General features: G+C 36.5%; 14 protein-coding genes and 1 pseudogene. 7 read left to right on the top strand and 8 right to left on the bottom strand.

Features of this window, described 5'->3' with window-relative positions; all coding sequences use genetic code 11:
• Positions 1 to 322: 322 nt before the first annotated feature.
• A complete protein-coding gene (locus ACT53H_RS18285) occupies positions 323 to 874 on the bottom strand; it encodes a peptidylprolyl isomerase (RefSeq protein WP_174759402.1) in 552 nt (183 codons plus the stop codon).
• 157 nt (positions 875 to 1,031) lie between these two features.
• Entirely contained in the window at positions 1,032 to 2,102 is a 1,071-nt protein-coding gene (locus tag ACT53H_RS18290; protein WP_174742188.1) for an alpha/beta hydrolase, read from the bottom strand.
• 212 nt (positions 2,103 to 2,314) lie between these two features.
• On the opposite strand from ACT53H_RS18290, the gene ACT53H_RS18295 reads away from it, so the two are divergent.
• Complete coding sequence (locus ACT53H_RS18295; protein ID WP_476009819.1) at positions 2,315 to 2,683, top strand: hypothetical protein; 369 nt, start codon at positions 2,315 to 2,317, stop codon at positions 2,681 to 2,683.
• A gap of 166 nt (positions 2,684 to 2,849) precedes the next feature.
• Here the strand turns inward: ACT53H_RS18295 and ACT53H_RS18300 are convergent, their stop codons facing one another.
• A complete protein-coding gene (locus ACT53H_RS18300; protein WP_000733015.1) occupies positions 2,850 to 3,080 on the bottom strand; it encodes a hypothetical protein in 231 nt (76 codons plus the stop codon).
• Positions 3,081 to 3,471: 391 nt separating this feature from the next.
• Positions 3,472 to 4,338 (bottom strand): MBL fold metallo-hydrolase, encoded by an 867-nt coding sequence (locus ACT53H_RS18305; RefSeq protein ID WP_174741548.1) that lies wholly within the window; start codon positions 4,336 to 4,338, stop codon positions 3,472 to 3,474.
• A 107-nt stretch (positions 4,339 to 4,445) separates the two neighbouring features.
• Here ACT53H_RS18305 and ACT53H_RS18310 point away from each other — a divergent pair, with 107 nt between their 5' ends.
• The 6 genes and pseudogenes from ACT53H_RS18310 to ACT53H_RS18335 all read left to right on the top strand — a co-directional run bounded on the left by ACT53H_RS18310 (position 4,446) and on the right by ACT53H_RS18335 (position 10,932).
• Complete coding sequence (locus ACT53H_RS18310) at positions 4,446 to 5,339, top strand: LysR family transcriptional regulator (protein ID WP_476009820.1); 894 nt, start codon at positions 4,446 to 4,448, stop codon at positions 5,337 to 5,339.
• Between the two features lie 162 nt (positions 5,340 to 5,501).
• Positions 5,502 to 6,056, top strand: coding sequence for a nucleotide exchange factor GrpE (grpE, locus tag ACT53H_RS18315; protein ID WP_004795539.1), 555 nt, complete (start codon positions 5,502 to 5,504; stop codon positions 6,054 to 6,056).
• A gap of 118 nt (positions 6,057 to 6,174) precedes the next feature.
• A complete protein-coding gene (gene dnaK, locus ACT53H_RS18320) occupies positions 6,175 to 8,115 on the top strand; it encodes a molecular chaperone DnaK (protein ID WP_476009821.1) in 1,941 nt (646 codons plus the stop codon).
• Between the two features lie 330 nt (positions 8,116 to 8,445).
• Complete coding sequence (locus ACT53H_RS18325; RefSeq protein WP_476009822.1) at positions 8,446 to 9,363, top strand: matrixin family metalloprotease; 918 nt, start codon at positions 8,446 to 8,448, stop codon at positions 9,361 to 9,363.
• Positions 9,364 to 9,474: 111 nt separating this feature from the next.
• A pseudogene (locus tag ACT53H_RS18330) lies at positions 9,475 to 10,456 on the top strand (M57 family metalloprotease).
• A gap of 101 nt (positions 10,457 to 10,557) precedes the next feature.
• The gene (locus tag ACT53H_RS18335; protein WP_003656007.1) at positions 10,558 to 10,932 is read left to right on the top strand and encodes a hypothetical protein; all 375 of its coding nucleotides are present in this window, start codon (positions 10,558 to 10,560) and stop codon (positions 10,930 to 10,932) included.
• 62 nt (positions 10,933 to 10,994) lie between these two features.
• On the opposite strand, the gene ACT53H_RS18340 is transcribed toward ACT53H_RS18335, so the two are convergent.
• The 4 genes from ACT53H_RS18340 to ACT53H_RS18355 form a co-directional block, all read right to left on the bottom strand.
• On the bottom strand, positions 10,995 to 12,287 hold the full coding sequence (locus tag ACT53H_RS18340; protein WP_057085260.1) for a lytic murein transglycosylase: 1,293 nt from the start codon (positions 12,285 to 12,287) through the stop codon (positions 10,995 to 10,997).
• A 703-nt stretch (positions 12,288 to 12,990) separates the two neighbouring features.
• Entirely contained in the window at positions 12,991 to 14,112 is a 1,122-nt protein-coding gene (locus ACT53H_RS18345) for a 5-(carboxyamino)imidazole ribonucleotide synthase (protein ID WP_004795549.1), read from the bottom strand.
• 9 nt (positions 14,113 to 14,121) lie between these two features.
• On the bottom strand, positions 14,122 to 14,637 hold the full coding sequence (gene purE / locus ACT53H_RS18350) for a 5-(carboxyamino)imidazole ribonucleotide mutase (RefSeq protein ID WP_002115451.1): 516 nt from the start codon (positions 14,635 to 14,637) through the stop codon (positions 14,122 to 14,124).
• A gap of 286 nt (positions 14,638 to 14,923) precedes the next feature.
• Entirely contained in the window at positions 14,924 to 15,286 is a 363-nt protein-coding gene (locus tag ACT53H_RS18355; RefSeq protein ID WP_014207671.1) for a DMT family protein, read from the bottom strand.
• Positions 15,287 to 15,327 lie beyond the last annotated feature (41 nt).

A 15,327-nucleotide genomic window follows, 5' to 3' on the forward strand; every position in this document is an offset into this window, starting at 1 on the left:
CAATCAATCAATGATAATATTTCGATTAATCAATCAGTAAAAATCCACACAAGTTGTTCTTCAATTCTCTTAATGATTTTTCTGCTCTTCGTCAGAGACAGAATTCAACGCAATACTAAGTTTCCATCTTAACCCTGTAAGCTAAGATATTCTCGTGTATCGCGTCGGGATGAGTGCATTATAGGGAAAAAAAACTGGTACGCAAGCACTTTTCTAAATATATGTGTTTGACCGACTCTTTTTTACCCAACTAAAAATCAAAAAAGCCAAAATAATTAACTAAGCAACTGATAAAAAACAATAAATATTAAATTATTTATTTTCATTCTTTTTTGATTTTCACTTCTAGTATCTTAATAGGTTGTTTAGGAACGTTCTGATGCATGCCATCATTGGTTGTAGGTACCTTTACAATACGGTCAACCACATCCATTCCTTTAATTACTTTTCCGAAAACCGCATAACCTGCGTTACCAGCTGAGCGATTTAGAAAACTGTTATCTGCGACATTAATAAAGAATTGACTAGTAGCAGAGTCCGGATTTGCAGTACGAGCCATTGCTAAAGTTCCGCGGGTGTTAGCAATTCCATTTCCAGCTTCGTTTTTGATTGGTGCTCGGGTTGTCTTTTCCTGCATATTTGCAGTAAGTCCACCACCCTGCGCCATGAAGCCAGGTATTACGCGATGGAAGATCGTATCTTTATAAAAGTTCGACTTTATATAGGTTTTAAAATTCTTTACGCTGATTGGGGCTTTCTCGTCATAAAGTTGTATTTCTATATTGCCTAAATTTGTTTGCATTTCAACTAAAGTGTCAGCCCAAACTGAATGACTGCTTAGACCTAAGCAACATAGCATTAATAATTTTTTCATATTTTCCTACAATAAAATGCAAAATTTAGTAAAGGTTAAATTTAATCGTCTATATAAAAGAATTCTAGTGAGTATTTATTGTCTTTTATTTAAGGCCTAATATTTTGGATGTGTATATGTGTCCATGTTCCACGTGAAACATGGACCAAACTTTTATTTAGCTATTTTTATCCCAAAATTTTCTAAAGTTTTTACTGAACTCAATGGTGTAACGTTTGGCTTTTTTTGAAATAGGCGTCAAATTTATAAAACCATGAGTTTGATCTGAATATTCTTCATAATGCATTTTGACACCATTTTGACGTAGCTTATAACTATAGATTTTTGCCTCGTCATGTAATACATCATGCCCAGCAGTAATCACAAAAGCTGGTGGGTTCTTTTTCAAGTTGCCATAGGTTGGAGAAATAATAGGATCATCTAGTTCTACGTTATGCTGCGTTGCATAATATTGAGTGACATAATTAATATCGCTATCCGTCAAAACCAACCCTTCGTTATAAGCATAAAAAGAAGGATGTCGGCTCTTAAAATCAACTGTAGGGTAAATAAGAAGTTGGGCCTGAGGAGCATAAGGTTTATTTACTGATCTTTGAGCCACGACTGTACTGATGTTTCCACCTGCACTATCCCCCGCTACCGCAATTCGACCTTTTAATATTTTTAACTGTCTACGATTTTGATATACCCAAGCTAAAGCATCTTCACAAGATTGAATTAAATGCCGAGGAGAAACCTCAGGTGCGAGAGGGTAATCGATACTGAGTACTTGTACTTTTGCATACCTTGCCAATATACGACAAACCTCATCATGAGTATCTAAACCACCAACAACAAATCCTCCTCCATGATAGAAAACAATAAGAGGTAATTTTTTATTCGGTGCTGGATGATAGTGTCTTGCGAAAACAGTTCCGCTTTGGAGAGGTAAACGAATATCTTCCACTAAGTCAATCTCTGTTGACTTGTGGCGTATAGCCAGCATTTGCGTATCGAACTGCCTTCTAGATTCAATTGGATCTGAACCAATAAAACCAATACGACCCTGTTTAATTTGTACAGCCATCATACATTTAGTAAATGAGTCGAGATCTGGATATTGGTAAGAATATCCAAGAATTTTAGCAAGTGATTCTTGAGCTAATCGAGGTAACTTATCAAGAGCTCGAGCAGCAGGCCCTTGGCCCTTATCTAGCAATGTTTGAATTTTTTGATTAAATGCTGTCATGCCTATCTCCATGAATTCCTCTTATCCTTCATATTTTCTACAGAATTCTGTTGTTATTTGACTATATTCGCATACAACTCATGTAATCAAGATACAAAGGTAAAACCCAAATTACGCTAATCTGATTTCAAGCAAATGTCATTAACAAATCTGTCACTTAAAACAGGACTTTTTTGCCAATTATTGTTAACAGACAAAAAAGAGGTACGATTATGTCAACAAAACTAGTTGTTACTTTATTAGCAACCGGTCTTTTAACTGTAGGCTGCGTGGCTTATACGGATGACCCTTCTTATCGTGGTGGTTATGGTTACCATGATCATGATAGTAATCGCTATGATCGCAATGATGGACGTCGATATAACGATTGGGAACGAAGACGCTGGGAAGAACGTCAAAGAATATATGAACAACAACGAAGAGTTGCTCGCGAACAGGATCGAAATCGTCATGAATGGGATAAAAGACGCCATGACGAGGATAAGAAACGCTGGGATGACGATAAAAAACGCCACGAGTGGGATAAAAAACGGGTAGAAGATCGTGATCATAATCATCGGGATTATCGTCATGATGACTAAATTCATTACTATATAAAAAGCCCCAATAAGCTACGTCTTTTGGGGCTTTTTTGAGAATTCTAAATTCTCTTAATTATAGAGTAATGAGTAGCAGCTCACTTCATACATAAATCGGCATCTTAAATATATGACTCTATAATCTTTTAACTATTCTTATCACTAAGAATTACTGAGCTGTTGCAGAACCTGAAACAGAACCAGAAGCACCAGCATCAACTTGACCTGGTTGTGCTTGGCCAGAAACGCCCGCATCAACACCTACACCAGCTTGCACGCCAGATGGGCTAGCACTTGTTTGAGCAGAACCTGATGCGTTTAAACCCGCTTCAGATGCGCAACCAACAGCTGTAAAAGCAACACCAGCAAGTACTACAGAGATAAGACCTAATTTTTTCATAATCGCTTTCCTTTCATTACGACAAACACTTAAATGCGAAGATCATCTTCGCGCTGCCTATAATTCACAATTTTTTTTTCTGGCGTGCGTATCATTGGTTGTCTTTTGTAGTAATAGAAGTACAAATTGTGCAATTTTTTATTAAATTCACTTCCCTACTCTTAGCTCTATCTTTTATATAAAGGTAGCAACTTAAGCTTTTGTTTAATTTTATCAATTTTTAATTTTTATCTGAGCCTTTTGCTCTACTCAAAAAAATTCTCTTTATAGAAACACTATATAAGGTGCGTAGAATGTTACAGAGGTTTTTTGCTTAAAAATTCCCGTTTCTATTAAAAAAGCCGGGTTTGAACCACGGCTTCTCTAAAAATTTACGATATTTCGATTCAAATTACGGCCACTGCATCTCGCCTTTTACAACTTTTGCACCCAGCTCTAGGCTATCCACACTTTTTAATGTTGGATATTGTTTTTGCATGAGTTGACTCAGCTCACTCGCATTTTTACTTACTTTAACGGCTTTCTCATAGCTCTTGAGATAGTTGATCGAAAAGTTAACTGCATCCAAACCTTGTGGAGCTCCCTCAACCATATGGGCAGGAACAACTGTCTGAGGTTGGAGTGCTTTAATGTTTTCTAGCGTTTGAATTACTTCATTGCGGTCTTTAACTTTTGGTGTATCTGCCATCCATAAATGAATGCCTGAAGAGACAGGAATACCACCTACTACTGCTTTTGAAGAAGGAATCCATAAATAAGTGAGTTCTTTCTTACCTTTAATCTCGATGGACTCATTCTCTAGCTTTAAAGTTTTAGCAGTATAAGCTTGAGGCACAATAATTTGGCTAGGCGCATTTGCACCCATTTGTGGACCCCAATACTTCACTTTGAGCGCTTGAGTATCTTGAATATGTTTAACAGTTTCTGGCGTTGCGATGATTTGTACATTTGGGAAATATTGTTTAAATACATCTAAGCCAAAGTAATAATCTGGATCGCCATAGCTTACGAAAATTGTTTTTAGGGTTTTACCGCTATCGATAATGTCGGCAGCAATACGTAATGCTTCAGATTTTGAGAATTGGGCATTAACCAATAGAACTTCTTTATCGCCTTCAATTAAAGTAGACGTCACGCCAAAATGTTCAGGTTTAGCCAGAAAACTTTGGATTTTTAGATCTTGTGCAAAGGCGGAGGAAGCCATTGTCAAAGCTGTAGCAGTTGCTAGGGCTGAAGCAGTTAATTTAAAAAATTTCATTATGTATTCTCCAATTTCATAAGAAATACTTTAAATTGCAATTCCTGTAAGGTAAATGCACTAAATTAAGATAAACTGTTGCATATATTGTAATAATGATGATGCATATGGACACATTAAAAGCCATACAAGTCTTTGTTTCTATTGCTCAGCATGGCAATTTAACCAAAGCCGCAGAACACCTGAATTATTCCCGTGCGATGGTTTCTCGTTATCTTGAGCATCTTGAACACACCTTCTCAACTCGACTATTTCAAAGAAATACACGAAAAATATCACTTACGCCAGCAGGTGAAAAAGCCCTCCTCTACTGCGAAAATATTTTACAACAACAGCAACTTTTACAAGAGCTAGCCGCACCCGAACAACATAATGGTACGATTCGTTTTACCTGTGGTTTATTTTTATTTCAATTAGGGGTTGGGGAATGTATTCGCCAATTTAAACAGCAACATCCGCATATTCAATTTGATGTATATCTGACTGAAAATACAATGGACTTAATTGATGCACAGGTCGATTTAGCCTTACGTATAACGCAAAAAGTTGCAGATGGTTTAATTGCACGACCAGTTTGTCAAATCGAGTCTGTTTTCTGTGCTCATCCTGATTATTTAAAGCAGCACAGCCCCCTCTCCCATCCAAGGCAACTTATTCAACATGAATGTTTAGCTCACCACAGCCAACATCAATTTTGGACACTTTTTGATGAAGAGCAACAACCGCAGAATTACCCTTTAAATGTGACCTTCAAAAGTAATGATGTAAATGCTGTTTATGATATGTGTTTACATGCCCAAGGTGTGGCAATGTTGCCTTCACTATTAGTTACAAAAGATTTAAAAGAAAAAAGATTAGTCCCTTTATTTAAAAACTTTTCTGCTCCGGAATTAAGTCTGTCAGTGGTATATGCATCGAGACAACATTTACCCAAAATAACGCAGGAATTTATTGCTTTTATGATCGAAAATTTAGATTTTTACTTAAAACCGCAAAATTAAAAGTTTTAAATTGCCATGTACGCTTGAATTTTTAGGCAATGCCCATACTTCATCCCTATTAATGAATTACAGCATATGCATGGCAGTTCAGGTTTTACCCAGTAAATGCTGATGCCAAAAGGACTGTACATGTTTAAAAACCCATTTAAACGGAGATCATCAATGGCTAATGAGCAAAACGAGCAAGCTCAAGACATTCAACACGAGCAAGCAGAGCAATCTAATGAGCAAACTCAGGCTGAAGGTGTAGAGCAAGCAAACGACGTTACCGTTGAATCTTTACAAGCGCAAATCACCAAATTAGAAGAAAGCCTAAAACTTGAAAAAGCACGTACAGCAAATGCTGTTTACGAAGCACAAAAAAGTGTAGAGCGTATTCAACGTGAGTCTGATAAGCATAAAGAAACTGTGCTTGAAAAATTTGCCAAAGAATTACTTGATTCTGTAGACAATCTAGAGCGTGCAATTCAAGCAGCGGGTGATGAAGAAACACCAGTACTAGAAGGTATCAAATTAACTTTAAAGTCACTGTTAACTGCGCTTGAGAAATTTGGCGTTGTAGAAGCTGATACTAAAAATGGTTTCAATGCAGATTTACATCAAGCAGTAGGTATTGATCCTAATGCTAAAGCAAATGAAATCGGTACTGTTTTACAAAAAGGCTATACGTTAAATGGCCGCTTATTGCGCCCTGCTATGGTTATGGTTGGTCAATAAGTAAATTTTTGAGAGTTTTTAGATTTTTTTTAGCTAAAACGCTTGAAAAAAATAGATTCACTCTCATATCGGATAACAAGCAAAAACATTGCAAAAGAATTTTTGAGGAAAACGTCACATGGCAAAAATTATTGGTATTGACTTAGGTACTACCAACTCATGCGTTGCTGTACTTGAAGGCGATAAAGTAAAAGTAATCGAAAACGCTGAAGGCGCGCGTACAACTCCATCGATCATCGCTTATAAAGATGGCGAGATCTTAGTAGGTCAAAGTGCTAAGCGTCAGGCAGTAACTAATCCGAAAAATACATTATTCGCTATTAAGCGTTTAATTGGTCGTCGTTATGAAGATCAAGCGGTACAAAAAGATATCGGTCTTGTACCTTACAAAATCATCAAAGCTGACAATGGTGATGCTTGGGTTGAAGTAAACGACAAAAAATTAGCACCTCAACAGATCTCTGCTGAAATCTTGAAAAAGATGAAAAAAACTGCAGAAGACTATTTAGGTGAAACAGTGACTGAAGCAGTTATTACTGTTCCTGCTTACTTTAACGATGCTCAACGTCAAGCAACTAAAGATGCGGGTAAAATCGCTGGATTAGACGTTAAACGTATCATTAACGAACCAACTGCTGCTGCACTTGCGTTCGGTATGGACAAAAAAGAAGGCGACCGTAAAGTTGCAGTTTACGACTTAGGTGGTGGTACTTTTGACGTATCAATCATTGAAATCGCAGACCTTGATGGCGACCAACAAATCGAAGTGTTATCAACAAACGGTGATACTTTCCTTGGTGGTGAAGACTTTGATAACGCGTTAATTGAATTCTTGGTTGAAGAATTTAAGAAAGAACAAAGTGTGAACTTGAAAAATGATCCACTTGCGTTACAACGTTTGAAAGAAGCTGCTGAAAAAGCAAAAATTGAGCTTTCTTCATCAAATGCAACTGAAATCAACCTTCCATATATCACTGCCGATGCAACTGGTCCTAAACACTTAGTGATCAATGTAACACGTGCGAAACTTGAAGGTTTAGTTGCTGATTTAGTTGCTCGCACTATTGAGCCTTGTAAAATCGCACTTAAAGATGCTGGTCTTTCGACTTCAGACATCTCTGACGTGATCTTGGTTGGTGGTCAGTCTCGTATGCCACTTGTACAACAAAAAGTACAAGAATTCTTTGGTAAAGAGCCACGTAAAGACGTGAACCCTGACGAAGCAGTTGCAATCGGTGCTGCGATTCAAGGTGCAGTATTGTCTGGTGACAAAACTGACGTTCTTTTATTAGACGTAACACCATTAACTTTAGGTATTGAAACAATGGGTGGTGTATTAACACCAATCATTGAGAAAAACACGACGATTCCTGCGAAGAAATCACAAGTGTTCTCTACTGCTGCTGACAACCAGCCTGCTGTAGACATTTCTGTTTACCAAGGTGAACGTAAGATGGCTCAACAAAACAAATTGTTGGGTAACTTCCAATTAGGTGACATTCCGCCTGCTCCACGCGGTGTGCCACAAATTGAAGTATCTTTCGACATCAATGCTGATGGTATCTTGAAAGTATCTGCTAAAGATAAGAGTACTGGTAAAGAGCAATCGATCCAGATTAAAGCAAACTCAGGTTTGTCTGATGCTGAAATCGAAGCAATGATTAAAGATGCTGAAGCAAATGCTGAAGAAGACCGTAAGTTTGAAGAACTTGCAAAAGCTCGTAACGAAGCAGATGCATTAATTTCAAGCTCGAACAAAGCAGTTAAAGATCTTGGTGACAAAGTTACTGAAGATGAAAAAACAGCTGTAAGCACTGCCGTTTCTGAACTTGAAGCAGCAACAAAAGAAAATGATGTTGAAGATATCAAAGCTAAAACTGAAGCTTTACAAAACATCTTGATGCCTATCACTCAACGTGCTTATGAACAAGCACAGCAAGCTGGTGGTGCAGAAGGCTTTGATCCAAATGCATTCCAAGGTGGTGATGCAGGTCAACAAAAAGCTGATGATGGTGTTGTAGATGCAGAGTTTACTGAAGTTAAAGATGACAAAAAATAATTTGTTTCTTTAATAAAAAACCGCGCTTAGGCGCGGTTTTTTATTGGTTACAAAAAATAACAATACGTTTTTTCATATATTTTTAAATTATTTAATGTCAAAAAAGTCAATTATAAAAACTAATGTATTAATTATAAAAAAGATTTTCTAAACTAAAATACATTGTTACTTATTACATTAATTATTCCATTATTGCCAAGTCTAAAAACATCTTATTAAATTTTTCTACCAAGATCACAAAGCTTTCCCACTCTCCTGTACTTTTTATCATTTTGACGAATTAAATTAAGTAGCTAACAATAAGATTTTATTTATATTTTTTATTTTGCCATGAAAAAAATTCTATGGTGGGGATTGAGCTTATGTGTAGGCATAGGCTTTCAAACGACGAGCTTTGCTCAAAATAATCTAGCAATGGGTTCCTCTAATCAACCTTTAAAGTATCGAATTGCTTTTATTGATCCACGGTTTCAATTAACTCGAGAAAAATTTATTGAGGTAAGCCAACAAGCTGCTGAAATCTGGCACAAAGAAACAGGAAAAACCTATTTTATTTATGATTCACAGGCTCAATTGTCAATTAACTTAATCTATGATGATCATCAGATGCTTAAAGATGAACAACAAAACAATTTGGATGCCCTTTTGCAAAAGCAGGAGGCATGGCGCATTAAAAATGAAGAAATTGTTCTAAACAAACAGGAAGTTGCTCAACTATCAAGTGATTTAAACAAAAGAAAGATCAGTTTAAAAGCTGAGTTTGAACAATATCAACAAAATGTAACACGCTTTAATCAAGGAGAACATCGATACTATCGTGCCGATGAGCTAAAAGAGCAGCAAAATCAACTCCAGCAAAAATCTGGAAATCTACAAAATGAATCAAATAGTTTAAATTATAAAATTCAATTGCTTAATTCAAAAATTAGGGAACTCAATGAAGAGCAAAGTGATTTAAGCTCTTTAAAAACACAATTCAAACTAGAACAAAAAACCAGTATTCACCCCTTCCATAAAGGCTTATTCAGCCAAAACCAAATTCAAATTTACGGTTACGCTTCTTTAAATGATTTACGTTTAACCCTTGCCCATGAGTTTGGCCATGCATTAGGATTAAAACATACTACTGATCCTAAATCATTAATGTATCCACGGTTAAAAGAGCAAGATATTCATAATTTCAAATTAACAGATTCAGATTTAGAGCTATTAGGCTCAATTTATAGTTTAATTAAGGAAAATCATTAAAGTTAACTAATTAAAAAAACTACATAAAACCAATTTTACTGAATTTTTTCTACAAAATAGTTTGGCATTTGGTAAAAAACTATGAGACTAAAGTCTCATTTATTTATCTAAATCGTACGTTTTTTGATTGATTTTTCACTTTATATTCTTATAATACGTTTTTTTTAAAATCTCCCACCTTTTTATTATGCGTTTAACATCATTGTTATTAGGCGTAGCCTTTGCTTTTTCTAATTTTCAGGCTAATGCTAATCTTGCTACTCCAGCTCACACTCAAATTCAGCAAAAAGCAGGTCAACATTTGACTTACAAAATTGCTGATATTGATCCACGTTTTGGTTTAAGCCAAGACCAATTAATTCAAATTAGCCAACAAGCTGCAGATATTTGGAAACAAGGCACTGGTCAGGATTATTTTACTTATGATCCAAATGCAAAGTTAGAAATTCGTTTAGTTTACGATAATAGTCAGAGTCGTTCTGAACAGCGTCAAAAAATTGCTGCTCAGTTTCAGCAAGAACAGCAACGTGTAATTGATGAGCAGCAACAAATTAAGCAATTGAAACAAACTCTTGGTCAAACTCAATCTGACCTTGAAAATAAGAAGCAGATTTTGAATGGCAAATTGAAAAATCTTGACGAGCAAATGATGCAGCTTAACCAAGGCAAATTAGCACCTGAATACAGTGCTAAATCTTTGGCTAAAACCCAGAAAGATTTGCAAAAACAAACTGTTGCTTTAAAGAAAGAAATTGCTGCTTATAATGAGCAAGCTAAAGATTTAAATATCAAAGTTGCTCACTTTAATCAGATTAACAATGAGTTCAATAACTCATTAACCCAATTTAAGCAAAATGCCCAAGCTGATGTCTTTAAAAAAGGTATCTACAATGGCAAACAAATTGTGATTTATGAGTTTAAGTCTATTGATGATTTACGCTTAACGATTGCTCATGAGTTAGGACATGCGCTTGGTTTAAAACATAGCGATCAACCAGATGCATTAATGTACTCAGTACGTAAAGATGGTGACAGAAAAGTCACTGGTCTTACAGATGCTGATCGCGATCTATTGAGTGCTTTACCTCAATAATTAAGAACTTGATATAAAATGATGTATCTATTTCTAGATAGATACATCGAAATTCATATCAAAGTCATGTTATTGTGGTCATAAGAGCTAACGAAAATAGAATGGAGATCAAGATGAGTTACTATCATATCCTGATTGAAGTAAATGATCATATCAGCACAATTGAACAAACACGCGATATTGAACTGTTTGATATTATTGAAATCAAACCGTATCTTCATTCTATTCTAATTCCCTTTTTCAATGAGCATGAAATCGAGCTTGAAGATGAAAATATCGAATATAAAGATATTTTACATCTTGAAGTGAAACAGACTTTGTTACCGATTGAACATTTAATTGAAGAAGAACAGAAGCAATTACCAAGTGATACAGATGTTACGATCACTGCGTATGAAATCTTTAATGATCGAGATTTAAGCCAAGATGTTACTTCAGTTATTTTTGATATTTTGGAAGCGGTAAAATTAGATTAGCAATCTAATACAAGTACTTATAAAAAAGGTCTGCATGTGCAGACCTTTTTTATTTCTTCATGTTATTGCATCATTTTTTGGGCTTGTTCTTGGCGAAATGCACGTAAGATTTGTTGCCCTGCTCGTCCTGATGGATTTAAACCTAAACGAGTTTGCTCCTGACGAATAGCTACACGAGTTTTATCCCCAATAAGACCATCGACTGCACCAATATCGTAGCCGCGATTAATCAAAAACTGTTGAATTTCGCGACGTTCAGCGCGTGAAGTTCCTGGATCATCAGTTGGCCAAGATGTTGCAAAAGGACGAGCGCCTTTTAAACGATCAGATAGATGGGCAATTGCAAGACCATAACTTTCCGCTGCGTTATAACTGTAGATAGCATCAAAATTCTTAAATACTAAAAATACTGGACCATTTACACCTGCTGGTGCCATTAAACCTGCCGACGTACTGCCAGATAAAGGCCCTTGAACAAGTGGAGAGCCGTCAATTCGAGTTACCCCTCGTGCACTCCAGCTACTTAATGCTTTCTTTGAGCGTCTCCCTTCTCCATCAATTGACATGCCTTGAGGAACTTTTACTTCAAAACCCCATGGCATTCCTGTTTGCCAACCAGCTTTATTTAAGAAATTAGCCGTTGATGCCAATGCATCTGCAGTACTCGATACTAAATCGCGACGACCATCTCCATCAAAATCAACAGCTAAACGCTCATAGGTCGATGGCATAAATTGCGTATGTCCAAATGCCCCTGCCCATGAACCTTTCAGTTGATCTTCAGTTAAGTCACCGCGCTGTAAAATACGCATGGTGGCAAAAAATTCAGTACGGAAATAACTTTGTCGACGACCTTCACAACTTAAAGTTCCGAGCGCTTGTAATAAAGGATATTTTCCAGAAATATCACCAAAATTACTTTCTACCCCCCACACTGCCACGATTGTTTCTGGTGGCACACCGTAAGTTTGAGAAGCACGATTTAAAACATCGCGATATTGCGCTAGTTTTTGTTTTCCAAGCTCCACACGCTCTTCATCGACTAAGCCAGAAAGATAATCCCAAATTGGTGTCGAAAATTCTGGTTGATAGTTTAATTTATCAATAACTGAATAATCTGGAGTTAAGTTTTGAGTATAACGGTCATAAGTTGTTCCCGAGACTCCCGCAGCAATTGCTTGAGAACGTAAATTTGCCAAACAACTTTGGAAATTATTATTAGGCGTATAATCTTCACTAGTTACTACTGGAACAGTAGCATTGCTAGATATTGTAGAACCATTAATTACGAGCTCTGCTTGAGCCTGAGTCATAGCTAAAAATACAGAGCCAACAATACAAGAAAAACGTCGCATATTATCCCAGTTTCAATTTTTGAATTTAAATTTTTAAGTACCATACCATTATGAGTCTAAAATTTCAGAGAGAAAACGTAAATTTGAATTCATAATCTCTTCTTTAAATTCATTTCCAGTGTTTTAAATTCAAATTTCCCACTTTATTTTGAATTTAAAACTTCCCCTCATTTGCATCACCAGTTTTGAATTCAAAACAATAGCGCATAGTTTAAATTCAAAAGTCTTACTTTAAATTTAAACTATAACACAGGCGTTTCTGTGGATAAACTTATCCACAATCGAGCAAAAACAGCACTATTTATTGATTCCATTCTATATTTCATTATTCTTGATGACACGAAAAATCCAATCAACCAACCAATCTATATTTTTAAATTCAAAAATCACGCAATAATTTAAATTCAAACTTACCGCGTTATTTTAAATTTAAAACACCTCAGCAAACACCACTAGATTTGAATTCAAAAAACATAAGCTCTATGATCAGCTACAAATCAAACTCTCTTGTGGATAACTAACTTTAAATTCAAAACAATCAAGCTTCACTTTTTAAATTTAAAAAATACCATCAATATTTAAATTCAAAAATTCCTATAAAAAGTTATCCACAAACAAGAAATTACTCAGGATTTATTATTTTTTAAATTTAAAAGATAAAAAAAGCGATCTGAAGATCGCTTTTTAGAGAATAAGAAATATTTTAGAGGGTCATATCTGCTGTTAAAGCGAGTGGTTCTGGCAAAATTTCTGCTAATTGACGGCATAAATTCGTCAATTCATTACTATCCACAGGCATTAAAGTGATATGGCCTAACTTACGGCCAGCACGTTCAGACTTATTATAAAGGTGCAGATGAGCGCCATTTAAGGCAAGTACATCTTCAGTTTTAGGATGCTGACCAATAATATTGATCATAACCGTTGGGCGAACAACATCTGTTGAACCCAATGGTAATCCTGCAACAGCTCGAATGTGGTTTTCAAACTGAGAACAAACAGCGCCTTCAATGGACCAGTGACCTGAGTTATGCACTCGCGGTGCCATCTCATTTGCACATAAGCCTTGTTCTGTCACAAATAGCTCTAGAGTTAACACACCTACATAGTTGAGATGATTCAACAAACGAGTAATGTAGTCTTGAGCCACAGGTTGCAAAGCTTCGCTATTCGGTGCTGGAACAATTGAATGCGATAAAATGCCATTATGGTGGTGATTTTCAGCCAGTGGCCAAGTTTTTACTTCACCATTTTGGCCGCGCACCGCAATAATTGAAACTTCACGAGAGAATTTAACAAAGCTTTCGGCAACTAGACTTTTTGCAGGCCCAAGTTCAGCCCAAGCAGTATCAATCTGGTCTTCTGAACGAAGTACAAACTGACCTTTACCGTCATATCCACCAGTTGCAGTCTTAAGTACAATCGGCAAACCAAGCTCAGCAACAGCCTTTTTCAAGCTTTCTAGACTATCTACAGCACGATACGGCGCAACAGGAATAGTAAGCTCATCAAACAACGCTTTTTCTGACAAACGATTTTGCGCAGTTGCTAAAGCAACACGAGGAGGGTGCAATGCTTTGGTTTGCGTCAAAACATCAACGTCTTCAACTGGTGTATTTTCAAACTCAAGACTGAAAACATCAGCACTTTCAATAAACTGCTTTAAGCCTTGCTCATCTTGGCTAGAAAAGACTTGACCTAAAACACCTGCTGGACAATCTGTATTTGCTTCAAAAAAAGTACACTGAATATTTAATGGTAACGCTGCTTGAGCCATCATTCGGCCCAGTTGTCCACCACCAAAAATACCGATAGTTTTATCCATCTCAGCCTCTTACACCTGACCCGGAATATTTTTGCTTGCAACTTTATCAGTTTGCGCAGCACGGAAATCAGCAACATTTTTTGCGATTTCAGGACGTGTTAAACCTAAGATTTGTGCAGCCATAATTGCTGCATTCGTCGCACCAGCCGGACCAATCGCCAAAGTACCCACTGCAATACCTGCTGGCATTTGTACGATTGAAAGCAAAGAATCTACGCCATTTAAAATTGATGATTTAACTGGTACACCTAAAACAGGTAAATCAGTTTTTGCGGCACACATTCCAGGTAAATGCGCTGCACCACCTGCACCGGCGATAATCACTTGAATACCGCGATCACGCGCAGTTTCTGCATATTCAAATAAACGATCTGGAGTACGATGAGCAGATACCACTTCCGCTTCAAATGGGACACCAAGCTGTTTAAGCATATTGGCTGTGTTTTCGAGAGTTGCCCAATCAGATTGAGAACCCATAATAATTCCAACGAGAGGTTGAGCGTCTTGTGCTGCGGCCGCATTCATTGCTAATGTTCCAGAGACAAAAGTAAAAGAAGATAAATCTCGACGAGAGCCAAGTTTTAAATGGTTCGGAAGCCCGTTATTATAGACTGATTTTTCATCTCACGAAAATTTAACTGACCAGCTCTGCGAATATTTTTAATATCATCAAAAAATGTCATGGTTTAACAATGACACATTCTCAAATTTTATTAATATTATTTAAACATCCTGCAAGATAATCAGGCATTTGGAAGAGCAATGGCTTATTGCAAAGTAGAATAAATCATTCAATGCAACCTATTGCAGCTTACTGGCTTCTAAATACGAAGTAGACGCAACCAAATAAACATACCATCGCCCACAAATAATCCAGTTTAAATGGTTGCTTAAACAAGAAAAGCATAAACGGTACAAACACAATCAGTGTGACCACTTCTTGCGTAATTTTCATTTCACCAAGTAACCAGCCTTGCGCACTCAGCATACGAGTTGCTGGAATCATAAAACTATATTCAAGCAGGGCTATAATCCAACCAAATAAAATTGCTTGCCAAAGTGGAGCATGGTGCAAAAATTTAAGATGCCCATACCATGCAAGTGTCATAAAGCAGTTAGAAATAATTAATAGCGTAAAAGCTAAAACCGTTGGGCTCAAAGGCACATCCTTCATCTTTACGATGATTTAAGTATTTTAAAGATACAAAACATTAT

This window comes from Acinetobacter sp. DMC2, assembly GCF_056314305.1.